This window comes from Yinghuangia aomiensis (assembly GCF_039542225.1).
Lineage (GTDB): Bacteria > Actinomycetota > Actinomycetes > Streptomycetales > Streptomycetaceae > Yinghuangia > Yinghuangia aomiensis.
On sequence record NZ_BAABHS010000066.1, the window covers coordinates 1 to 20,894 of the forward strand.

Consider the following 20,894-nt stretch of genomic DNA (forward strand, 5'->3'; position numbering starts at 1 on the left):
CGGCCGGGGCCGTCGTCGCCCGCGGCGGCGCGGCGGGTGCGGGGCCGCTCGGCACCGCGCGCACCGCCGGGTTCGGCGCGGTCTGCACCGCGGACGGCGGCAGCGTCGGCGGGGTGTACGGAGTCGCCGCGGCGGGCGGCTCCTCCTCCACGTTGATCCCGAAGTCGGTCGCCAGGCCCGCGAGCCCGGACGCGTACCCCTGCCCGACCGCCCGGAACTTCCAGGAGCCCTGCCGCCGGTAGAGCTCGCCGAACAGGTACGCCGTCTCCGTGGTGGCGTCGGTGATGTCGAACACCGCGTGCTCGCGCCCGGCCTCGTCGAGCAGCTTGAGCACCAGGCCGGGCACCTGGCCGAACGTCCCGCCGTCCGCCGACGCGCCGACGACGATCCGCACGACCTCCGCCGGGACCCGGGTCAGGTCCACCCGGATCGAGTCGCTCGCCGTGCCGTCGCCGCCCTGCTGCTTGCCGGTGTGCGCGACCGCGCCGGACGGGTGCGCGGGCTGGTTGTAGAAGACGAAGTCGTCTTCGCCGCGCACCTTGCCCGCGTCGTCGAGGAGGAGCGCGGACACGTCGACGTCCGGCGCGCCCCCGGTGCGCCAGGAGACGACCGCACGCAGCGAGCCGGCGGTGACGGGAATGTTCGCGCCTTTGGACATCGTGGTCATGCACGCCATCATGCCGCGTCCGGGGCGCTGCCGGGCGGACCGGCGGCGGGTCCGCGCACCACGGAGGCGCGGCGCCGGGGCGCGGCTATTTCCAGCGGTCGAACGGCCGGTCGAGGGAGTAGCGGCCGTCCGGGCCGCGCAGCAGGATCCGGGTCTCCGCGTTCCCCGGGTTCGAGAGGCACTCGAACTCCTCGACGCTCCAGTGGAACCAGCGCATGCAGAACAGCCGCATGGTGAGGCCGTGGGTGACCAGCAGGATGTTGCGGTCGGGGCCGTACCGGACGGCGTGCCGGACGAAGTCGCGGTGCATCGTCTCCAGGAAGCCGCTGACCCGGTCGTACACGTCGGCGCCGGATTCGCCGTGCGCGAACCGGTAGTAGAAGTGCCCGTACGCGTCCCGCGCGGCCTTCTGCCGGGTCATGTCGGTGAGGTCCTGGATGTTGCCCCAGTCCTGCTCGCGCAGCCGCGGCTCCTCCTTGACCCGGGTGTGCGCGGGGTCGAGGCCGAGCAGCCGGAACGTCTCCCGGGTGCGCCGGTACGGCGACACGAACGCGGTCACGTGCTCCGGCCCGAACAGCTCGCGCAGCCGCTTGCCGGCGTCCGCGCACTGGGCGCGGCCGCGCTCGGTGAGGTCCAGCGCGTGGTCGGGGACCCGCTCGTAGATCTCCGGGTCGATGTTCCCCACCGACTCGCCGTGCCGGAGCAGAACGATACGTTTGGGCCGCGCACCCGCGTCGATGGGCGCCGCCGCGGGCCGCGGCGGCCGGCTGTGATCCATTCCGGCACTCTAGACACGCGGGTCCCGCCGGTGCCGCCTCTCCGGCCGCCCCGCTCCGGGGCGCCCCGCGCCCCGACCCTCCGACCTGCGGCGATTCCGGCATTTCGCGGTTCGGCGGGCGGGTGTGCTAATGTCGGAGTCGTTGCAGTTGTGGTTCCCAGCGAAATCTGTGTGCACCTGTCGAGTTGTAACAGACAGGTGCATTTTTTGGTTTCGGTGGATGTATTCGGTGCCGACGATCCTGTCGTTTCCCGAATTCAGGGTGATCATCACGGCGACACCGGGTCCGCGAGGTGCGGATTCGTGGTTCTCTCCCTGAAGGAGCGGAATATGGCTACCGGCATCGTGAAGTGGTTCAACTCGGAAAAGGGCTTCGGCTTCATCGCCCAGGACGGCGGCGGCGACGACGTCTTCGCGCACTTCTCGGCCATCAACTCCACGGGCTTCCGTGAGCTGGTCGAGGGCGAGAAGGTCGAGTTCGACATCGTCCAGGGCCAGAAGGGCCTGCAGGCGGAGAACATCCAGCGCATCGGCTGAGCCAAGCCACCCTACGCATCCGAAGGGCCCGTTCCGCGACCTCGCGTCGCCCGGAACGGGCCCTTCGGCCGTTGTGGTGCGGCTGTGTGCGGCAGGGGCCCGGCGTGCGTGCCGGGCCCCTGCCGTTCCGGTTGTCCGGCTGTCCAGCTGTTCGGTTATCCGGCCTTGGCCGCTTCCGTGGCTTCCAGCTCGGCCAGCTCGGCCGCGACCCGCCGCTCGTGCTCGGCGGCGTCCTCCGCGGCCTTCTTCGGATTCCAGCGCCCGGCCATCAGGAACACGGTGGGCAGGAACAGCGCCTGGCAGACGATGGTGAACCACCACCACCGCATCCACTCGTCGGGCGCGCGTTTCTGCGCGGCCTGCACGTCCCGCCCGTACTTGTCGAGCACCAGCAGCTCGTTCTTGGCGGCCTGCGCCTTCGTCAGGTTGTCGAGGCCGACTTCCTTCACCGCCCGGCCCAGCAGCTCGGGCGGCAGCTTCGCGGGGTCGTCGTACTTCGACAGTTCCGCGAACAGCTCCTGGTGCTCGGCGACGACCTCCGCGACCGGCCCCGCCTTGGCCGCCGCGGCCTGTACTTCCTCGCCGTGGTTCACCAGCGGCGTCACCGCGGTCACGATGATCGGCGTGAAGATCGCCGACACCGACACGACCACGCGCAGCACCCAGCCCCACACGGCCAGACCGGTCGCGGTCGCCGCCGGGTTGTGCTTCTCGATCGTCTCGGTGAACGCGGCCATCCACGGCGCGAACGTGAAGCCGCTGAAGATGCCGATGCCGACCAGCAGCCACGCGAAGTGGTGGTAGGACGTGCCGACTTCGTCGGTGCGGAAGGCGAAGACCAGGGTCAGGACGACCGTGCCGACGCCGCCGACCACCATGAACGGTTTTCGCACCTTGGCGAGGTCGGAAACGATGCCGACGAACACCAGTGAGGCGGCGTTGGCGATCCAGTACCAGTTCGCCAGCGCGTTGGTGCGCTGCTCGTCGTAGTTGAACACCGTCGCGTAGTAGACGACCAGGTTGCCGACGGCCGAGTAGTAGAACATCAAGTGCAGGGCGATGCCGAGCGACGGGGCCACGATGTCCAGGCGCAGCATCTGCCGCCACTGGCCCTTGAGCAAGTCCTCGGTGTCCAGGCCGCGTGCCTTGGCTTCGATCAGCGCGCGGTCGCGCAGCGAGACCATGAGCTGGTCGCGCAGCACGGGGGACAGTTCGCGCAGGCCGAAGAAGGCGATGACGAACACCGCGAGGCCCGCGTAGCCGGCGAACCGGAACTGGTCCTCCCAGCCGTGGCCGTCCAGCGTGTGGCTGGTGACCATGGTGGCGACGAGCGAGCCGAGGACCGGGCCGAGCGTCCAGAAGCCCATTGCGGCGGCGCGCCCGACTTGCGGGGAGAAGTCGCGGATCAGGGCAGGCGAGGCGACGAGCACCATGCCTTCGACGAAGCTGACGATCGCCATGTAGACCATCAGCTCGGATTTGCTGTTCGCGTTGGGGACCGCGAACACGATCAGCAGGCCGACCACGAGAAGGCCGTACACGACGAGGTTCGCGCGGCCCCACCGGTCGGCGAGGCCCGCGATGAGCGACGCGAACGCGCCGACGAGGTTGCCGACCACGGAGATCATCGTGGTGAACATGTACGTCATGCCGAACTGCTTGATCAGCGAGGTCGACACGGAGTACTGCACGTACAGCTCGTAGTAGAGGACGATGCCGGCCATCGTCGAGATGAACAGGTAGAACACCCGGGGGGCGGTCTCCGGGTAGTGATTCAGCTGCCGGTCCCAGAGCCGGGCGAGCGGCGTGGCCGCCGGGGCCGCGGGACGGGGTTCGATCGTCGGCGCGGGGGGTGCGGCGACGGCGGTGCCGGCGGCTTCGCCGCCGGATTCCGGCGATGCCGCGGGGGCGGCTTCGGTACCGGATTCCGGTGTGGCGGCCGGGTCGGCTTCGTGGGGTTCTCTGGCGCTGTCGCCACTCGGCGACGTGGACTCGGGCATGCGGCCTCCTCGTGGCGCCGGATCGGAGCGGGGACGGACTGCCGAACAATTGCCGTGCGGAGCGGTGCTGCGCAGGGGTGCCTGCGGGTGTGCGGTCGAGCCGTCGTGCGGCGGAGCCGTGCCGGTGCTGCGTGTCGGGCCGGTGCTGCGTGTACGGCCGGGCACAGAGCGTGCGTGGGGAGCAGCACGCTGTTCCCGCGGAGAGTTCACAAGTTCACGCGGGGGGTGGGGCTCAGCGAGCGTAGTACTCGCGGGTAGCGCGTACCAGAGTCCGCGGGAACGTTCGCTCGGATCGTGACCGTACGGTCGTCCAGGTCGCCGGTTGCCGTCAGTTCGCGGCGACGACCGCCGGGCGGCGCGGGTCGTCCCAGCGGACCACCACGTCGGCGCTGTCCTCGGGCAGGCATTCCTCGGCGTAGCGGCGATACGCGGGCAGCGTCCAGCGCTCGTCTTCCGGAGTGCGGCGCCGGAGTGCGCCGTCGGAGAGGCTCAGGTGCACGGTGAAGTCGAGCGGGAGGCCGCGGCCGAGCAGCACCGGGCCGTCGAGGACGAGGACGCCGCCGGGCGGGAGGTCGACGTAGCCGGCGCGGGTGGCGCGGTCGCGTGCCGCGTCCCACAGGCTCGGCAGGACGCGGCCGGTGCCGTCCGGGCCGAGGGGGTCGAGGACTTCGCGGGTGAGGCCGCCTTCGTCGAGCCACGTCCAGTAGAAGGCGTCGGCGTCGTGGCGGCCGTGCTCGAAGCGGATCGAGGCGGGGCGCAGGAAGTCCGTCGCGGAAACGCGCTGCACGGCGTGTCCGGCGGCCTTGATCGGCGCGACGAGCGCGTCCGCGAGCGCGCCCGGGTCGGCGGCGGCGGCGCCGTCGATCGCGGCGCGCAGCCACCGGCCTTCGGGCACCCGGTCGGCGAGCTGCCCGGCCAGGGACTCGGCGAGGGCGTCGGGCGTGGTGGGACGTACCTGCACCGGATCATCCTGCCCGATCGCGGACGCCGGGGTCAGGCGGCGACGAGTTCGGCGACCAGCCGGGGGAGGGCGGTGCCGATCGGCTCGCGGACGATCTCCGTCGCGAAGTCGTCGTACGGGGTCTCCTCGGCGTTGACCACGACGAGATCCGCGCCGGTCTCCACGGCGGTCCTACACAGGCCGGCCGCGGGTTCCACACACAGCGACGAGCCGACCGCCAGTACCAGGTCGCACATCGCGGCCAACGCCACCGCGCGGCCGAACACGTCGCGGTCGAGGTGGTCGCCGAAGAACACCGTGTCCGGCTTGAGCGTGCCGCCGCAGAACAGGCAGAGCGGCTCGGCCTCGCCGTCCCGCACGCGCGCGACGACCTCGGCGGTGGCCACGCGGAGGCCGCAGCGCAGGCAGCTGGTGGTGGCCATCGTGCCGTGGACTTCGTGGACGAGGGCCGGGCTGCTGCCGGCGTCCTGGTGCAGGCGGTCGACGTTCTGCGTGACGATGCCGATGAGGCGGCCCGACTGCTCCAGGTCGACGAGAGCGTGGTGGGCGGAGTTCGGTGCGGGGAGCGCGCGTTCGTACGCGCCGCGGCACATCTGCCAGAAATCGCACCGGACCTGACGGTCCGCCAGGAAATCCTTCCGGGTGACGCTCCGGACCGCCGTCGGGTTCGTCGTCCAAATCCCTTGGGGACCACGGAAGTCCGGCACCCCCGAATCGGTCGAGATGCCGGCCCCGGTCACCGCGAGGACTCTCCGGTAGGTCGTGCGCATGCCCGGACGGTAGCGGCCTTCGCGGGAGGTTTCGACCCCTTTCCGGGCCCGGTGCGCGGTGCGGGCTGCGTTGTTTCTCTCACCGCGGTACCCCCGACCGCCTCGCCCGGGCACAATCGTCGCCCATGACCACGCCCCCGCGTCTCCTCGCACTCGGTTTCCCCGGACCCCTGCGCGACCGGCTGGTCGCCGCGGTCCTCGACGGCACCAAGACCGCCACGACCGGCCTCGTCGAGGACTACGCCCACGAAGGCGAGCCGCTGCCCTGCACCGGCGACCGCTACACCGTCGTCGACTCCCACAACCGCCCGGTCGCCGTCGTCGAGGTCGCCGAGGTCCGCACCCTCCGCCTGGCCGACGTCGACTGGCCCCACGCCCGCGACGAGGGCGAAGGCTTCGCCTCGGTCGCCGAATGGCGCACCGACCACGAGTCCTTCTGGCACAGCGACGCCATGCGCGAGGCCATGGACGACCCCGCCTTCACCGTCACCGACGACACCCTCGTGGTAACCGAACGCTTCCGCTTGGTCGAGGTCCTCTGACGCCTGCCGCCCTGGTTGTTCGGTTTTCACGCGTCTTGGGAGTATCGGGATGCCCGGCCCGCGGTGTCCCCCGACAGGGGCGGGCGGCGACTGTGAATGAGGTGACGACAGCGGTGGACGACGCGACTCGATCCGTGCCCGGCGCATCCGGGCGTCGAGCCCGGGCCATGCTGCCTACACGCCTGGAGCGTCAGGCTGCCCGGACTCCGGAGATGCAGGCGGCCTACGACGACGCCCGCGCCGCGGCGCGCTTCGGCGAAGCCGTGTACCAACTGCGCACGGCGAAAGGCTGGAGCCGGCGGCAGCTTGCCGATGCGGCCGGAATGAAGCAGCAGAGCATCTCGCGGATCGAGGAGAGCGCCTCCGCGCTGCCCACCTTGGCGGTCATCCACAAGATCGCCAAGGCGCTTGGCGCGGAGGCACGCGTCGATATTCACACCGGCGAAGGCGCGGACACCTTCGAGTTCACCCTGACCCCGCAGGCCGCCTAGGCATCCGCCGCCCAGCGCGGGGGGCGGTGTTCGGCGAAGGCGCGCATGCCTTCGGCGGCTTCTTCGGAGCCGAAGAGTTCGGTGGAGAGGCGGACCACGCCCGGGCCCTCGTCGGCCACGCGGGCGGTGAGGGCGGTGTTCAGGAGGCGCTTGGTTTCGGTGAGGCCTTGGCGGGAGGCGAGGCGGAGGCCGGCCAGGAGGTGCTCGGCGGCGGCGTCGGTGCCTTCGATGCCCTCGCCGCAGAGGGTGAGGAGGCCGATGCGCTGGGCCTCGAGGCCGTCGAATTCCTCGCCGGTGAGGAAGTAGCGCGACGCGGCGCGCGGCTCCAGGCGCGGCAGCGTGGTGAGCGAGATGATCGCGGGTGCCAGGCCGAGGCGGACCTCGGAGAACGCGAACGTGGTCGCGGCGGGGGCGACGGCGAGGTCGCAGGCGCCGACCAGGCCGAGGCCGCCCGCGCGGGCGTTGCCGCGCAGGTGGGCGAGGACCGGGACCGGCAGGTCGACGATGCGCTGGAGCAGGCCGAGAAGACGTCCGGTGCCCCGCTCCATGCCGCCGTCGGCGGCCTCGCGCAGGTCGGCTCCCGCGCAGAAGGTGGGGCCGGTGTGGGTCAGCACGACCGCGCGCACGGACGTGTCGACCGCGACCGCGGACAGCACCGTGTCGAGTTCGTCCATGAGTGCCGCGGACAGCGCGTTGCGGTTCTTCGGGGAGTCGAGCGTGATGGTGGCGACGGCCGCGTCGTGCGAAAGGGTGACGAGAGGCATGCGGACTCCGTGAGTGGGTGGGGACTGGGTCGGTGCCGCGCGACAAGGGAGGGGCGCGATCCGCGCCGGAGCGCGCGACGCGGGCGCGACGCGGGCGCGACGCGGGCACCATCGCCCGCCCCTAGACCGCGCCGGCCGCCGCGAACGCTCCCAGGGCGAGCGTCCGCAGGAGTTCCCCCATCGCCTCCGGCGACGGGGGCCGCGGGCCGCGGACCGCGGCGCTGTGCGGGGTGGAGTTGAGCAGACCGAAGACGGCGTGGACGGCCGCGCGGGCGCGGGCTTCGCCGTCGCGGGACGTCTCCGGCGCCGCGGCCGAAGCGGCCGCGCCGTCGTCGAAGCCGGGATAAGCCTCCCGGACCACGTCCACCCATATCTCGACGTATGCCCGCTGCAGCCGCCTTACTCGCCGCTGGTCCGCGTCGGACAGGCTCGCCAGGTCGCGGTCGTGCAGCACGATCAGTGCCCGCTCGTTGAGCGCGAAGTCGATGTGCCCGCACACCAGCGCGTCCAGCCGCGCGGCCGCGGACTCCGCCTCGTCGACCCGCTTCCGCCCGCCCGCCAGGAGCTGCTCGCTGATGCCGACCAGGAGTTCGGCGAGCATCGCGTCCTTGCCGCGGAAATGCCGGTAGAGCCCCGGCCCGGTGATCCCGGACGCCGCGCCGATCTCGTCGACGCTCACCCCGTGGAAGCCGCGCGCGGCGAACAACTGCGCCGCCTCGCGCAGGATCTGGGCGCGGCGCGGGCTCGTGGGGGCGGGTTCGCGCACCTGGTCGACCGACATGCCCACCATGCTAGACAGCGACGTTAACGATCGCTAACGTCGGGGGCATCAAGTCTTGTTAACGATCGCTAACGTACGCCGCTCGGGCGGTACCGGGGCGGTCGACACGCGGAGGCAGGCGGCATGCGGGTGACCCCCACGAACCCCGGCATCCGGGCGGCGGACCCGGGCGGGCAGCGCCCCACGATCGGACCGCGCCTGGCCACGCGCGCGGACGTGCACGGGGACGCCTATCGGAGCAACGAGAAGGCGCACCGCGCCGAGGCCGACGAACTGCGCGAGCGGCTCGCGCAGGCGGCCGAAGGCGGCGGCCAGGCCGCCCGCGACCGGCACACCGCGCGCGGCAAGCTGCTGCCCCGCGACCGGGTGGACACGCTGCTCGACCGGGGCTCGCCGTTCCTGGAGATCGCCCCCTTGGCCGCCTACGGCATGTACGACGGCGCCGCCCCCGCCGCGGGCGTGGTCGCCGGCATCGGCCGGATCGCCGGCCGCGAAGCGCTCGTGGTCGCCAACGACGCCACGGTCAAGGGCGGCACGTACTACCCGCTCACCGTGAAGAAGCACCTGCGCGCGCAGGAGATCGCGTACGAGAACCGCCTGCCGTGCGTCTACCTCGTCGACTCCGGCGGCGCGTTCCTGCCCATGCAGGACGACGTGTTCCCCGACCGCGACCACTTCGGCCGGATCTTCTACCACCAGGCCCGCATGTCGGCCGCCGGTATCCCGCAGATCAGCGCGGTCCTCGGATCCTGCACGGCGGGCGGGGCGTACGTCCCGGCGATGAGCGACCAGACCGTCATCGTCCGCGACCAGGGCACGATCTTCCTCGGCGGCCCCCCGCTGGTGAAAGCCGCGACCGGGGAGATCGTCACCGCGGAGGAACTCGGCGGCGGCGACGTGCACGCCCGCGTCTCCGGTGTCGTCGACCACCTCGCCGAGGACGACGCGCACGCGCTGCGCACCGTCCGCGACATCGTCGCCGGGCTCGGGCCGCGCGCGGCGCGCCCATGGGACGTGGCGCCGGTCGAGGAGCCCGCCGTCGACCCGGCCGGGCTCTACGGCGTCGTCCCCGCGGACAACCGCACGCCCTACGACGTGCGCGAGGTCATCGCCCGCATCGTCGACGGCTCCCGCTTCGCCGAGTTCAAAGCCGAGTACGGCACGACCCTGGTCACCGGCTTCGCCCGGATCCACGGCCACCCGGTCGGCATCGTCGCCAACAACGGCATCCTGTTCTCCGAATCGGCGCTCAAAGGCGCGCACTTCATCGAACTGTGCGACCAACGCGCCATCCCCCTGCTGTTCTTGCAGAACATCACCGGCTTCATGGTCGGCAAGGCCTACGAGAACGGCGGCATCGCCAAGCACGGCGCCAAGATGGTCACCGCCGTCGCGACGACCCGGGTGCCGAAACTGACCGTGGTGATCGGCGGTTCGCACGGCGCGGGCAACTACTCGATGTGCGGGCGCGCGTATTCGCCGCGCTTCCTGTGGATGTGGCCCGGCGCGAAGATCTCGGTGATGGGCGGCGAACAGGCCGCGACCGTGCTCGCGACCGTCAAACGCGACCAGATCGAAGCGCGCGGCGGGGAGTGGCCCGCGGACGAGGAAGCCGCGTTCCGGCAGCCGATCCTCGACCAATACGAACGGCAAGGCAGCGCCTACTACGCGACCGCCCGGCTCTGGGACGACGGGATCATCGACCCGCTCGACACCCGCACCGTGGTCGGACTCGCCCTGTCCGCGTGCGCGAACGCGCCGCTGGCCGACCCGGGCTTCGGCCTCTTCCGGATGTGAGCGCGATGCCCGAGAACCCCACCCCCCGCAGCATGTTCACCACGGTCCTCATCGCCAACCGCGGCGAGATCGCCTGCCGCGTCATCCGCACGCTGCACGCGAACGGCATCCGCGCGGCCGTCGTCTACACCGATCCCGACGAACGCGCCCGGCACGTCCGCGACGCCGACATCGCGGTGCGCGTCGGCGACTACCTCGACATCGACGCAGTCGTGGACGCCGCGGTCCGCGCGGACGCCCAGGCCGTCCACCCCGGCTACGGATTCCTCGCCGAGAACGCCAAGTTCGCGCGCGCCGTGACCGAGGCAGGGCTGACCTTCATCGGCCCGCCCGCCGAGGCGATCGACCTCATGGGCGACAAGATCCGGGCCAAGGAGACCGTCGCCGCGTTCGGCGTCCCGGTCGTCCCCGGCAGCCGCGGATCCGGCCTGAGCGACGAGCAACTCGCCGACGAAGCCCGCAAAGTCGGCCTGCCGGTGCTGATCAAGCCGTCCGCGGGCGGCGGCGGCAAAGGCATGCACCTGGTCCGCGACGAAGCGCGCCTCGCCGACGAGATCGCCGCGGCCCGCCGCGAAGCCGCGGGCGCGTTCGGCGACGACACGCTGCTGATCGAACGCTGGATCGACCGGCCCCGGCACATCGAAGTCCAGGTCGTCGCCGACGCGCACGGCCACGTCGTGCACTTCGGCGAACGCGAATGCAGCCTGCAGCGCCGCCACCAGAAGATCGTCGAGGAAGCCCCGTCCGTGCTGCTCACCCCGACGCAGCGCGAGGCGATGGGCACCGCGGCCGTCGAAGCCGCCCGCTCCTGCGGGTATGTCGGCGCGGGCACCGTCGAGTTCATCGTCCCCGGCGGCAACCCCGACGATTTCTTCTTCATGGAGATGAACACCCGGCTCCAGGTCGAGCACCCCGTCACCGAACTGGCCGTCGGCGTCGACCTGGTGAAACTGCAGCTCGACGTCGCCGCCGGACTGCCGCTGGACTGGGACCAGAACGAAGTCTCCTACGACCGGCACGCCGTCGAAGTCCGCGTCTACGCGGAAGACCCGGCGCGCGGCTTCCTGCCCAGCAGCGGGCGCGTCCTCGTCCTGCACGAACCGGAACTGCCTCGCGGCGACGGCGACACCGAAGTCCGCGTCGACTCCGGCCTGGTGCAAGGCTACGAGGTCGGCACCGGCTACGACCCGATGCTCGCCAAGATCGTCGCGTGCGCCCGGGACCGCGAGACCGCGCTGCACGCGCTGCGCCAGGCCCTCACCCGCACCACCGTGCTGGGCGTCCGCACCAACATCGGCTTCCTGTACCGCCTCCTCGCCGACGACGACGTGGTCGCCGGGCGCCTGGACACCGGGCTCGTGGAAGCCGTCCAGGACCGCATCAGCGGCACCGGCCTGCCGCCCGGCGCGGTCGCGCTCGCGGCGCTCGTCGGCCAGGCCGGGCTGGAGCCGGCGGCGGACGCCGACGGCTGGGTCGACCCGTTCTCCGTGCCGACCGGCTGGCGCATCGGCACTCCCGCGCCCACCGTCCACGAGTTCCGCGTCGACGGCGGCGAACCCGTCGAGGTACGCGTGTACGGGCGCGGCCGGCACACCGCGGTCGCCGTCGCCGGGCAGCCCGCCGAGCCCGCGCACGTGGCGTTCGACGGCCCCGACACCGCGCGGCTCACGTTCGGCGGCCTGACCGAGACCTACCGCCACGCGCGCGCCGACGACGGCAGCCTGTGGGTGTCGCGCGGCGCCGACACGTGGCGGGCGGTGCCGTTCGACCCGGTCGAGGCCGGGCCGGGCGCGACCGGTGCGGGCGGCGACGGCACCCTCGTCTCGCCGATGCCCGGCACCGTCACGGTGCTCAAGGCGGCCGTCGGCGACCGGGTGACCGCCGGGCAGGCGGTCGTGGTCGTCGAGGCGATGAAGATGGAACACGCCGTGGCCGCACCGTTCGACGGCACGGTCGCCGAACTCCGGGTCGACGCGGGCGCCCGCGTCGCGCTCGACGAAGTCCTCGCGGTCGTCCACCCGGTGGAGGGCGACTCCGCGAGCGCACCTGACGAGGAGGTGGCCGGATGAACGGCCTGCCCATGGTCGTCTCCGAGCCGGGGCTTCCCGCGAAGGTGACGATCCACGAAGTCGGCCCGCGCGACGGGCTGCAGAACGAGTCGGGGATCGTCGCGGCCGCGGACAAGGCCGAGTTCGTGCGGCGCCTGGCGGACGCCGGGCTGACGACCATCGAGGTCACCAGCTTCGTCCCGCCCGCGTGGGTTCCCCAACTCGCGGACGCCGAAGAGGTGTTCGCCGCGGTCCGGGACGATCCGGCGGTCTCGCCCGCGCTGAACCTGCCGGTGCTGGTGCCGAACATGCGCGGGCTCGACCGGGCGCTCGGGCTCGGTGCGCAGCAGGTCGCGGTGTTCGCGAGCGCCACCGAGACCTTCGCGCAGCGCAACCTGAACCGGTCGCTGGACGCGGCACTGGAGATGTTCGAGCCCGTCGTGCGGCATGCGTCCGAAGACGGTGCGTGGACGCGGGGCTACCTGTCGATGTGCTTCGGCGACCCTTGGGAAGGCCCCGTCGACCCCGCCAAAGTCGTCGATGTCGGTGTGCGGCTGCTGGAGACGGGCTGTTGGCAGCTGAGCCTCGGCGACACGATCGGTGTCGCGACGCCCGGCCAAGTCGGCGCGTTGATCGGTGCGTTCGAGCGTGCCGGGGTCGGCGTCGACAAGCTCGCCGTGCACTTCCACGACACCTACGGCCAAGCGCTGGCCAACACGCTCGCCGCGCTCCGGCTCGGCGTGACGACGGTGGACGCGTCCGCGGGCGGCCTCGGCGGCTGCCCGTACGCGAAGAGCGCCACCGGAAACCTCGCCACCGAAGACCTGGTGTGGATGCTGACCGGTCTCGGCATCGACACCGGCGTCGACCTCGGCCGCCTCGTCGCCACAAGCACGTGGATGGCCGATCGATTGGGCCGACCCAGCCCGTCCCGTACCGTCCGCGCACTCGCGGGGGCCTCCGCAGGGGAGAAGCAGTGACCATGCTCGACCACCGGCTCGGCGAAGAACACGACCTGTTGCGCGAGACCGTCCGCGAATTCGCGAACGACGTCGTCGCGCCCGTGATCGGGGACTACTACGAACGGCACGCGTTCCCGTACCCGATCATCCGCGAGATGGGGAAGATGGGGCTGTTCGGCCTGCCGTTCCCCGAGGAGTACGGCGGCATGGGCGGCGACTACCTCGCCCTCGGCATCGCGCTGGAGGAACTCGCCCGCGTCGACTCGTCCGTCGCGATCACCCTGGAAGCCGGCGTCTCGCTCGGCGCCATGCCGATCCACAAGTTCGGCACGGAGGAGCAGAAGCGGACGTGGCTGCCGCGGCTGTGCGGCGGCGAGATCCTCGGCGCGTTCGGCCTCACCGAGCCCGACGGCGGATCCGACGCGGGCGCGACCCGCACCACCGCGCGCCTCGACGAAGCCGCCGGCGAGTGGGTGATCAACGGCAGCAAGTGCTTCATCACCAACTCCGGCACCGACATCACCGGATTCGTGACCGTCACCGCGGTGACCGGCACGGACGCGGACGGGCGGCGGCAGATCTCGACGATCATCGTGCCGTCGGGGACGCCCGGGTTCACGGTCGCGCCCGGCTATTCGAAGGTCGGATGGAACGCGTCGGACACGCACGAGCTTGCGTTCGACGACTGCCGGGTTCCCCAGGCCAATCTGCTTGGTGAACTCGGCCGTGGATACGCCCAGTTCCTCAACATCCTCGACGAAGGACGGATCGCCATCGCGGCGTTGGCGACCGGTCTCGCGCAAGGCTGCGTCGACGAGTCGGTGCGGTATGCGGGCGAGCGCAAGGCGTTCGGCAAGCCCATCGGTGCGAACCAGGCCATCGCCTTCAAGCTCGCCGACATGGAACTCCGGGCGCACACGGCGCGGTTGGCGTGGCGGCATGCCGCGTCGAAGCTCGTGCACGGGGAGCCGTTCAAGCACGAGGCGGCGCTGGCGAAGCTGTACACCTCGGAAGCGGCCGTCGACAACGCGCGCGAGGCCACCCAGATCCACGGCGGCTACGGGTTCATGAACGAGTACCCGGTGGCGCGGTTCTGGCGGGACAGCAAGATCCTGGAGATCGGCGAGGGCACGTCGGAGGTCCAGCGGATGCTCATCGCCCGCGGGCTGGGTGTCGGCGGCTGAGGCTGCGGGGCGGGCTGCTGGGAGTACTGACGGGAGTGCCCCGGCCGAGTGGTGCTCGGCCGGGGCACTCGGGTGTTCACCGGGCGGCGATGACCCGCCGCAGCCTGGCGCAGATCACCGCCGTGACCACGGACAGGCCGCACAGGACGGCGACGACCGTGAGCGTGCCGGTGCGCCAGTCGCCGTCGTCGGGGTGGTCGCCGATGACCGCGAACAGGGTGGAGCCGACGGCCGCGGCACCGGTGGCCAGGCCGATCTGCATGGCGGTGGTGAGGACGCCGCCCGCGAGCCCGGCCCGGTCGACGGGGAGCGCGGAGAGCGCCAGGCCGAGCAGGGGCACCAGGACCAGGCCCCAGCCGACGCCGACGACGAACAGCGGCGCGAGCGTCTCCGGGAGCGTCAGCGACCCTTCGGCGTTCGCCGCGACCGTGGCGAACGCGGCCAGGCCGCCACCGAACAGCAGGGCGCCGACGACCAGCACGGCGGCGCCGAAACGGGCCACGAGGGGCTGGGCGTACACCGCGACCGCGAAGAAGCCGATCGCCGTCGCGGTCATGGCGAGGCCGGATCGGATCGGTGTGAAGCCGTGGCCGACCTGGAGCACCATCGCGAGGCTGAACATGAAGCCGCCGATGGCGGTGGCGAAGATCAGCATGGCGCCGAGCGCCAGGCGGGCCGCCGGGAGCCGCAGCAGCGACGGCGGGAGCAGAGGTGTGCCGCCCGCACGTTCCATCCGGCCTTGGGCGAGCGCGAACGCGGCCGCGGTGGGCAGGACGAGCGCGAGCGCGACCCAGGTCCAGACCGGCCAGTCCTCGGCGCGGCCGAGGGTGAGCGGGATCAGGAGGAGGGCGATGGTGGCGGCCAGCGCCATCGCGCCGCGGATGTCGATCCGGGCCGCGACGGGTGCCTTGGTCTCCGGCACGAGGCGGAGCGCGAGGAGGAACGCGGTGATCCCGATCGGCACGTTGACCAGGAACAACGGCCGCCAGCCGGTGCCGAAGAGGTCGGCTTGGAGGAGCAGGCCGCCGGCGATCTGGCCGATCGCCCCGGCAGAGCCGGCGACCAGGCCGAAGATGCCGACCGCGCGCTGCCGGTCCGCGCCGTCGAACCCGGCCTGGATGGCGGCCAGGACCTGCGGGGACATGAGTGCGGCGGTGAGGCCTTGGAGGATGCGGAACACGACGAGCGAGGTGACGTTCGGGGCGAGCCCGCAGGCGGCGGACGTCACGGTGAAGCCGACCAGGCCGGTGAGGAACAGGCGGCGGCGGCCGAACCGGTCGCCGAGGCGGCCGCCCGCGACGAGCGTACAGGCGTAAGCGACGCCATAACCGGACACCGTCAGCTCGAGCTGGGCTTCGCTCGCGTGCAGGTCCTTGCCGATGTCGGCGAGCGCGACGTTGACGATGAACGCGTCGAGGATGGGGAGGAATGCACCGAGGAGAAGGATGGGGAGGGCGCGCCACCAGGTCGAGGGGGCGCCGTTTCCGGCCGCGACCGGGGGCGGTGCGGCGGGGAGGACAGTGGTCGAGTTCGCCATGGAGTCGAGCTTGGCCGCGCTCGGCAACTGGTACCGAGAGCCTGGCGATACTGGTAGTGGCCGAACCTGGATACCTCGGCGGGGAGGGGTGAGGATGGTCGGGTACCCCCGTCACCGCTCCGGAGGCCTTTCACCATGCCGCAGGAATTCACCCGGGGAGAACCCGCGCCGTTGACCGCCGACTGGAGCGGCTCGCCCGCCGACTGGAGCGGCGGCGCGAGTCCTCCCGCATCGCCGGCCCGACGCGTCCGGCCGACCCGTGAGCAGGCCGCCGGGCGTCGGCGGGACCTGGGCGACTTCATCCGGTCGCGGCGGGAACGGACGACGCCGGAGATGGTCGGATTGCCGCCGGGGCCGCGGCGGCGCACGCCCGGTCTGCGCCGGGAGGAAGTGGCGCTGCTCGCGGGCATCGGCGTGACTTGGTACACGTGGCTGGAGCAGGGCCGGTCGATCAACGTGTCGGCGCAGGTGCTGCTGTCGGTGGTGCGGGTGCTGGGGCTCGACGACGTGGAACGCGCGCACGCCTTCCGGCTCGCCGAACTGCCCGATCCCGAGCTGGTGGTGTCGGTGCCGCAGGTCGGGGAGGGGGTCCAGGCCGTCCTCGACCAGCTGTCGCCGTTCCCGGCGGCGGTGATCGGACCGCGGTGGGAAATCCTGGCGAGCAACCGGGCGCACGTGGGGTTGATGGGGGACTACCCGGCGTTGCCGGCCTGCTCGCGCAACATCATCTGGCTGGTGTTCACCGACCCGGGGTGGCGTGCGTTGACCGCGAACTGGGAGCTCGCGGCCCGGTCGCTCGTCGCCAAGATGCGCGGGGCGAGTGCGGCGGATGCGGGCGATCCGGGGTGGGCGCAGTTGCTCGACCGGCTGCGGTCCGCGTCCCCGGAGTTCCGCGAAATGTGGGACCGGCAGGACGTGCTGGGCTTCGACAACGCGATCAAATGCCTGTACCACCACGAGTTGGGGACGTTGAACCTGCAGACCGTGAACATGGTGATGGGGGATCAGCGGGGGGTGCGGGTCACCGTGTACACGCCTCGGGACGAGGAGACGCGGGAGAAGCTGGCGGGGCTGCCGACGGTGACGCCGCGGACGATCGAGCAGGTGCCGGAGGCGGTGGCCCGGGAGTATCTGCGGGGAGAGGTTCTGGCGTCGGCGTAGGGGCGTGGCCGTCCGTGGTCGGCGGGTTTCGCCGGCGTGGGCCGGGTCTCGCGGGGGACTCTTGATTCCCGTAGCGAAAACAGGTTGTCTCTAGGTGGGCGTGCGGTACCCGGGCCGCGCCACGCTTACGGAGGTCAACCGTGTCTGAGATCCGCTTCGACGGGCAGGTCGCCCTGGTCACCGGCGCGGGGCGCGGCCTCGGCCGCGAACACGCGCTGCTGCTGGCGGCACGCGGCGCGAAGGTCGTCGTCAACGACGTGCGCGATGCCGCGGGGGCGAGCCCGGCGGACGAGGTGGTCGCGGCGATCGTGGCCGCGGGGGGCGAGGCGGTCGCCGACACGCACAGCGTCGCGGAGGAAGCCGACGCCGTGGTGGGGACCGCGGTGGACACGTTCGGTGGGCTGGACGTGCTGGTCAACAACGCGGGGATCTCGCACGGGGGCATGTTCGACCAGATCCCGGTGGAGATGTTCGACCGGATGATCGACATTCATTTGCTGGCGACGGTGAAGGTGACACGTGCCGCGTGGCCGCATCTGCGGGAGCGCGGTGGGCGGATCGTCAACACGACGTCGAACTCCCTGTTCGGGATCACCGGGACGACGCACTACATCACCGCCAAGGGCGGGGTGCTGGGGCTGACCAAGTCGCTGGCGATGGACGGCCGGTCGGTCGGGATCAAGGTCAACGCGATCATGCCGTGCGCGTACACGCGGATGACGGCGAACATTCCGGACGAGGCGTTCCGCGGCTTCCTGGAGAAGCACTTCACCGCGGACAAGGTGGCGCCGTTCGTGGTGTGGCTGGCGTCGGCGGGCGTGCCGGTGAGCGGGGAGGTCTTCAGCGTGGGCGGCGGGCGCGCGGCCCGGGTCGTGCTGGGGGTTGCCGGGGACGCGGTGGGCGCGACGCCGGAGGCGTACGCGGAGCGGGTCGACGAGCTGATGGACATGGGGGCGGTGGAGTTCCCGCGGGACGCCACGGCGGAGGTGCGGTTGGCGGCGCGGGGGTTGGGGTTGGGGGAGGGGTTGGATGGGGCTTGGGAGCAGTAGGGGCGTGAGGTTGGCGGCCCGGTGAGTGCCCGCTCGCCCTCATCGGGCCCTCCCTCCTCCCACCAATTCGGGCTGAGAGTCTGCGGGCGCCCTCCCCCACCCCCGCCACCGCCGGATCACTCCGACACCCCCACCTTCGCCCGCTGCCCCCACCTCCGTCGAATCGCTTTCTCGCCCCCTGTGGACAACCACCCCCTACTCCCCACAACTTGAGTACCTCTACTCAAGCCCTCCCCGCCCCGCCCCCGCCACCATGCATTCATGACAACGCCCTTGCAGCCGAAGAACTCCGCGATGTTCTACATGCAGGCGTGGATCTCCTTCGTCGTCGCCATGGCGGCGATGGGGATCGGCATCGCCTACCTCCCGGTATCGGCCTGGATCCGCGGCTTCGTCGCGCTCGGCGGCCTGTACCTCGTGACGTCCTCGTTCACCCTCGCCAAGGTCATCCGCGACCGGCAGGAGACCGAGACGATGGTCAACCGTGTCGACCAGGCCCGGTTGGAGAAGCTCCTTTCCGATCACGACCTCTTCCGGCCCGAGTCGGTGTGACCCGTGGCGCGCGCGGCGCGATGGCGGCACCTTCGAGCGGCGCGGCACGTCGGCGCGACAGCGCGTGGCGTGCCGCCGACCCGCGCTAGGCTGCCGCTCATGACCACTCCGCTCGAACGTGTCGCCGCGGACCTGGCCCGCCACGGGATCACCGGTGCGGTCCGCGAACTCCCGCAGGACGTCCCGACCGCCGCGGCCGCCGCGGAAGCCCTCGGCTGCGAGGTCGGCGCGATCGCGAACAGCCTCGTCTTCAACGCCGACGGCGCGCCGCTCCTGGTCCTGACCAGCGGCGCGCACAAGGTCGACACCAAACGCGTGGCACGCCTGATCGGCGCGGCGAAAGTCCGCCGCGCCGACCCGGAGTTCGTCTTCGAGGCCACCGGCCAACGGGTCGGCGGCGTCGCCCCGACCGGCCACCCCGCCCCGATCCGCACCGTCGTGGACGCCTGGCTCGGCAAGTACGACGAGGTCTGGGCGGCCGCCGGACTCGCCCACACGGTCTACCCGACGACCCTCGACGAACTCGTCCGAGTGACAGGCGGCGCCGTGGCCGAGGTCGGGGACTGATCACGCGGGCCTCCAACGCCTAGACGTACCGCGCCTTGAGGATCCGCTTCACCAGCTTCCCGGTCGGCGTACGCGGCAGTTCGTCGACGAAGTCCACACTGCGCGGCGCCTTGTAGTGCGCGATGCGGCTGCGGACGAACTCGACCAGCTCGCGCTCCAGTTCGCCCCCGGGCACGGCACCCGCGGCCGGCTGGACGACGGCCTTGACCTGCTCGCCCATCTCCTCGTCCGGCACCCCGATGACCGCGACGTCGTGCACCTTCGGGTGCAGCGCAAGCACGTTCTCGATCTCCTGGGGATAGATGTTCACCCCACCCGAGATGATCATGAACGCCTTGCGGTCGGTCAGGAACAAGAACCCCTCGTCGTCGACGTACCCCACATCGCCGGTCGTCGTCCACGTCGGATGCCGCGGGTGCCGCGCGGCCCGCGTCTTCTCCGGATCACCGTGGTATTCAAACTGTGCTTCCTCCCGCTCGAAGTACACCGTCCCCGTCTCACCCGTGGGTAGTTCCTCACCCTCGTCCCCGCAGATCCGGATGACGCCGAGCCCCGCCCGTCCCACCGACCCCGGCTTCGCCAGCCACTGCGCCGCGTCGATGAGCGTGACCCCGTTGGCCTCGGTCGCCGCGTAGTACTCCTGCAGGATCGGCCCCCACCAGTCGATCATCGCGCGCTTCACCTCGACCGGACACGGCGCGGCCGCATGGATCGCCACCTTCAGCGACGACAGGTCGTACCGCTCCCGCACCTCCGCCGGCAGCTTCAACGCCCGCACGAACATCGTCGGCACCCACTGCGAATGCGTGACCCGGTGCTCCTCGATCGCCGCCAACGCCCGCTCCGCGTCGAAGCGTTCCATCATCACGACGGTCCCGCCGGTGCGGTGCACGATCCCGGCCGCGAACCGCAGCGGCGCCGCGTGGTAGACGGGCGCCGGTGACAGATACACCGTCGATTCGTCGAACCCGTACAGCGCCCCGAACACACTGACCAGCGTTTCCCCCGGGTCGTCGATCTGCCGCTCCGGCAGCGCGCCGCGAATTCCTTTGGGCATCCCGGTCGTTCCCGACGAATACAACATGTCGGCCCCACACGGCTGCTCGGCCAATGGCTCCGCCGACACGCCTTTCAACGCATCCGCATAGTCCGCATGCCCCGCCACCGGACCATCCGCGGACTGGTCGAACGCGAGCCGCACCTCCACCCCCGGCGTCTCCGCCACGATCGCCTCCGCCAACCCCCGCAGCGACGCGGCGGCCACGAGCGCCCGCGCGCCGCAGTCGTTCACGATGTACGCGATCTCGCCGGCCGACAGGTGGTGATTGACCGCGGTGACGTACAGCCCCGACCGCAGCGCCGCCCAATACACCTCGAAACACCGTGGGTTGTTGTCGCTGAGCAACGCCAGCCCGTCCCCGCGGCGCAGCCCGGCGTCGGCCAGCAGTCGCGCCAACCGCACGGAGTTCTCGTCGAGTTCGCGATACGTGACGGTACGGCCGGAGCCGGCCATCACGACGGCGGGCTTGTCGGGCGTGGTGCGGGCGTACGTTCCGGGATACATCGGACTCCTCGCCGTCGCAGGATCGCACTTGTCGACACGCGCTTACCGGGGACTTAGACGTCATCTCATTTGGCTCGGTAGCCTGGGCTGGTGTCGATGGTTGAGCGTTTGGTGCCGGACGAGTTGTACGAGCTGTTCGAGCGGGTGGTTCCTCCCGCTCCGGTCCGCCCGCAGGGCGGTGG

The 20,894-nt window shown here is 71.6% G+C and carries 20 protein-coding genes and 1 pseudogene; 12 read left to right on the forward strand and 9 right to left on the reverse strand.

From position 1 onward, the window contains the following. Both ABEA93_RS40825 and ABEA93_RS40830 read right to left on the reverse strand, forming a co-directional pair. A partial coding sequence (locus tag ABEA93_RS40825) for a TerD family protein (RefSeq protein WP_425585268.1) occupies window positions 1-667 on the reverse strand: 667 nt, incomplete at its 3' end. An 85-nt stretch (window positions 668-752) separates the two neighbouring features. Next, window positions 753-1,445: a histidine phosphatase family protein gene (locus ABEA93_RS40830; protein ID WP_345681072.1), complete on the reverse strand. Its 693-nt coding sequence runs from the start codon at window positions 1,443-1,445 to the stop codon at window positions 753-755. Window positions 1,446-1,775: 330 nt separating this feature from the next. On the opposite strand from ABEA93_RS40830, the gene ABEA93_RS40835 reads away from it, so the two are divergent. Then, window positions 1,776-1,982 (forward strand): cold-shock protein, encoded by a 207-nt coding sequence (locus ABEA93_RS40835; RefSeq protein WP_345681073.1) that lies wholly within the window; start codon window positions 1,776-1,778, stop codon window positions 1,980-1,982. 155 nt (window positions 1,983-2,137) lie between these two features. On the opposite strand, the gene ABEA93_RS40840 is transcribed toward ABEA93_RS40835, so the two are convergent. From ABEA93_RS40840 to ABEA93_RS40850, 3 genes are all read right to left on the reverse strand, one after another. After that, entirely contained in the window at window positions 2,138-3,982 is a 1,845-nt protein-coding gene (locus ABEA93_RS40840) for an MFS transporter (protein ID WP_345681074.1), read from the reverse strand. Window positions 3,983-4,310: 328 nt separating this feature from the next. Beyond that, window positions 4,311-4,943, reverse strand: coding sequence for a nucleoside/nucleotide kinase family protein (locus ABEA93_RS40845; protein ID WP_345681075.1), 633 nt, complete (start codon window positions 4,941-4,943; stop codon window positions 4,311-4,313). A 32-nt stretch (window positions 4,944-4,975) separates the two neighbouring features. Beyond that, window positions 4,976-5,713 (reverse strand): SIR2 family NAD-dependent protein deacylase, encoded by a 738-nt coding sequence (locus ABEA93_RS40850; protein WP_345681076.1) that lies wholly within the window; start codon window positions 5,711-5,713, stop codon window positions 4,976-4,978. Between the two features lie 125 nt (window positions 5,714-5,838). Between ABEA93_RS40850 and ABEA93_RS40855 the strand changes: the two genes are divergently transcribed. Together ABEA93_RS40855 and ABEA93_RS40860 are read left to right on the forward strand one after the other, a co-directional pair. Continuing rightward, a complete protein-coding gene (locus tag ABEA93_RS40855; protein ID WP_345681077.1) occupies window positions 5,839-6,255 on the forward strand; it encodes an ASCH domain-containing protein in 417 nt (138 codons plus the stop codon). A 113-nt stretch (window positions 6,256-6,368) separates the two neighbouring features. Then, on the forward strand, window positions 6,369-6,746 hold the full coding sequence (locus tag ABEA93_RS40860) for a helix-turn-helix domain-containing protein (RefSeq protein ID WP_345681078.1): 378 nt from the start codon (window positions 6,369-6,371) through the stop codon (window positions 6,744-6,746). Here the strand turns inward: ABEA93_RS40860 and ABEA93_RS40865 are convergent. Both ABEA93_RS40865 and ABEA93_RS40870 read right to left on the reverse strand, forming a co-directional pair. After that, window positions 6,743-7,510 carry an enoyl-CoA hydratase family protein gene (locus ABEA93_RS40865; protein ID WP_345681079.1) on the reverse strand — a complete coding sequence of 256 codons (768 nt, stop codon included), beginning with the start codon at window positions 7,508-7,510 and terminating at the stop codon, window positions 6,743-6,745. The two genes, ABEA93_RS40860 and ABEA93_RS40865, sit on opposite strands and share 4 nt — an antisense overlap. A gap of 121 nt (window positions 7,511-7,631) precedes the next feature. Beyond that, complete coding sequence (locus tag ABEA93_RS40870; protein WP_345681080.1) at window positions 7,632-8,291, reverse strand: TetR/AcrR family transcriptional regulator; 660 nt, start codon at window positions 8,289-8,291, stop codon at window positions 7,632-7,634. 123 nt (window positions 8,292-8,414) lie between these two features. Here ABEA93_RS40870 and ABEA93_RS40875 point away from each other — a divergent pair, with 123 nt between their 5' ends. Genes ABEA93_RS40875 through ABEA93_RS40890 form a run of 4 tightly spaced genes read left to right on the forward strand, consistent with a single transcriptional unit; the run spans window position 8,415 to window position 14,282 of the window. After that, entirely contained in the window at window positions 8,415-10,088 is a 1,674-nt protein-coding gene (locus tag ABEA93_RS40875) for a carboxyl transferase domain-containing protein (RefSeq protein WP_345681081.1), read from the forward strand. Between the two features lie 32 nt (window positions 10,089-10,120). Further along, the gene (locus ABEA93_RS40880; protein WP_345681090.1) at window positions 10,121-12,157 is read left to right on the forward strand and encodes an acetyl/propionyl/methylcrotonyl-CoA carboxylase subunit alpha; all 2,037 of its coding nucleotides are present in this window, start codon (window positions 10,121-10,123) and stop codon (window positions 12,155-12,157) included. Next, the gene (locus ABEA93_RS40885; protein ID WP_345681082.1) at window positions 12,154-13,116 is read left to right on the forward strand and encodes a hydroxymethylglutaryl-CoA lyase; all 963 of its coding nucleotides are present in this window, start codon (window positions 12,154-12,156) and stop codon (window positions 13,114-13,116) included. The genes ABEA93_RS40880 and ABEA93_RS40885 overlap by 4 nt, the downstream gene beginning before the upstream one ends. A gap of 2 nt (window positions 13,117-13,118) precedes the next feature. Next, the gene (locus ABEA93_RS40890; RefSeq protein ID WP_345681091.1) at window positions 13,119-14,282 is read left to right on the forward strand and encodes an acyl-CoA dehydrogenase family protein; all 1,164 of its coding nucleotides are present in this window, start codon (window positions 13,119-13,121) and stop codon (window positions 14,280-14,282) included. A gap of 76 nt (window positions 14,283-14,358) precedes the next feature. Here ABEA93_RS40890 and ABEA93_RS40895 read toward each other — a convergent pair whose 3' ends face one another. After that, window positions 14,359-15,819 carry an MFS transporter gene (locus ABEA93_RS40895; protein ID WP_345681083.1) on the reverse strand — a complete coding sequence of 487 codons (1,461 nt, stop codon included), beginning with the start codon at window positions 15,817-15,819 and terminating at the stop codon, window positions 14,359-14,361. A 135-nt stretch (window positions 15,820-15,954) separates the two neighbouring features. Here ABEA93_RS40895 and ABEA93_RS40900 point away from each other — a divergent pair, with 135 nt between their 5' ends. The 4 genes from ABEA93_RS40900 (at window position 15,955) to ABEA93_RS40915 (ending at window position 19,148) form a co-directional block, all read left to right on the forward strand. Next, window positions 15,955-16,980 (forward strand): helix-turn-helix transcriptional regulator, encoded by a 1,026-nt coding sequence (locus tag ABEA93_RS40900; RefSeq protein WP_345681084.1) that lies wholly within the window; start codon window positions 15,955-15,957, stop codon window positions 16,978-16,980. Between the two features lie 140 nt (window positions 16,981-17,120). Continuing rightward, complete coding sequence (locus ABEA93_RS40905; RefSeq protein ID WP_345681085.1) at window positions 17,121-18,029, forward strand: SDR family NAD(P)-dependent oxidoreductase; 909 nt, start codon at window positions 17,121-17,123, stop codon at window positions 18,027-18,029. 261 nt (window positions 18,030-18,290) lie between these two features. Further along, on the forward strand, window positions 18,291-18,581 hold the full coding sequence (locus ABEA93_RS40910; RefSeq protein ID WP_345681086.1) for a YiaA/YiaB family inner membrane protein: 291 nt from the start codon (window positions 18,291-18,293) through the stop codon (window positions 18,579-18,581). A gap of 99 nt (window positions 18,582-18,680) precedes the next feature. Then, window positions 18,681-19,148: a YbaK/EbsC family protein gene (locus tag ABEA93_RS40915; protein WP_345681087.1), complete on the forward strand. Its 468-nt coding sequence runs from the start codon at window positions 18,681-18,683 to the stop codon at window positions 19,146-19,148. Between the two features lie 19 nt (window positions 19,149-19,167). Here the strand turns inward: ABEA93_RS40915 and ABEA93_RS40920 are convergent, their stop codons facing one another. Next, the gene (locus ABEA93_RS40920) at window positions 19,168-20,712 is read right to left on the reverse strand and encodes an acyl-CoA synthetase (RefSeq protein ID WP_345681088.1); all 1,545 of its coding nucleotides are present in this window, start codon (window positions 20,710-20,712) and stop codon (window positions 19,168-19,170) included. A 96-nt stretch (window positions 20,713-20,808) separates the two neighbouring features. Between ABEA93_RS40920 and ABEA93_RS40925 the strand changes: the two are divergent. After that, window positions 20,809-20,894 (forward strand): annotated as a pseudogene (locus ABEA93_RS40925) (IS5/IS1182 family transposase); the annotation flags it as partial.

Bases quoted from the DNA above. Each gene is read 5' to 3' on its own strand.
- ABEA93_RS40830 (WP_345681072.1), bottom strand. From the start codon at position 1,445: ATGGATCACAGCCGGCCGCCGCGGCCCGCGGCGGCGCCCATCGACGCG.
- ABEA93_RS40835 (WP_345681073.1), top strand. From the start codon at position 1,776: ATGGCTACCGGCATCGTGAAGTGGTTCAACTCGGAAAAGGGCTTCGGC.
- ABEA93_RS40840 (WP_345681074.1), bottom strand. From the start codon at position 3,982: ATGCCCGAGTCCACGTCGCCGAGTGGCGACAGCGCCAGAGAACCCCAC.
- ABEA93_RS40850 (WP_345681076.1), bottom strand. From the start codon at position 5,713: ATGCGCACGACCTACCGGAGAGTCCTCGCGGTGACCGGGGCCGGCATC.
- ABEA93_RS40855 (WP_345681077.1), top strand. From the start codon at position 5,839: ATGACCACGCCCCCGCGTCTCCTCGCACTCGGTTTCCCCGGACCCCTG.
- ABEA93_RS40865 (WP_345681079.1), bottom strand. From the start codon at position 7,510: ATGCCTCTCGTCACCCTTTCGCACGACGCGGCCGTCGCCACCATCACG.
- ABEA93_RS40870 (WP_345681080.1), bottom strand. From the start codon at position 8,291: ATGTCGGTCGACCAGGTGCGCGAACCCGCCCCCACGAGCCCGCGCCGC.
- ABEA93_RS40875 (WP_345681081.1), top strand. From the start codon at position 8,415: ATGCGGGTGACCCCCACGAACCCCGGCATCCGGGCGGCGGACCCGGGC.
- ABEA93_RS40880 (WP_345681090.1), top strand. From the start codon at position 10,121: ATGTTCACCACGGTCCTCATCGCCAACCGCGGCGAGATCGCCTGCCGC.
- ABEA93_RS40885 (WP_345681082.1), top strand. From the start codon at position 12,154: ATGAACGGCCTGCCCATGGTCGTCTCCGAGCCGGGGCTTCCCGCGAAG.
- ABEA93_RS40890 (WP_345681091.1), top strand. From the start codon at position 13,119: ATGCTCGACCACCGGCTCGGCGAAGAACACGACCTGTTGCGCGAGACC.
- ABEA93_RS40895 (WP_345681083.1), bottom strand. From the start codon at position 15,819: ATGGCGAACTCGACCACTGTCCTCCCCGCCGCACCGCCCCCGGTCGCG.
- ABEA93_RS40900 (WP_345681084.1), top strand. From the start codon at position 15,955: ATGCCGCAGGAATTCACCCGGGGAGAACCCGCGCCGTTGACCGCCGAC.
- ABEA93_RS40910 (WP_345681086.1), top strand. From the start codon at position 18,291: ATGACAACGCCCTTGCAGCCGAAGAACTCCGCGATGTTCTACATGCAG.
- ABEA93_RS40915 (WP_345681087.1), top strand. From the start codon at position 18,681: ATGACCACTCCGCTCGAACGTGTCGCCGCGGACCTGGCCCGCCACGGG.
- ABEA93_RS40920 (WP_345681088.1), bottom strand. From the start codon at position 20,712: ATGTATCCCGGAACGTACGCCCGCACCACGCCCGACAAGCCCGCCGTC.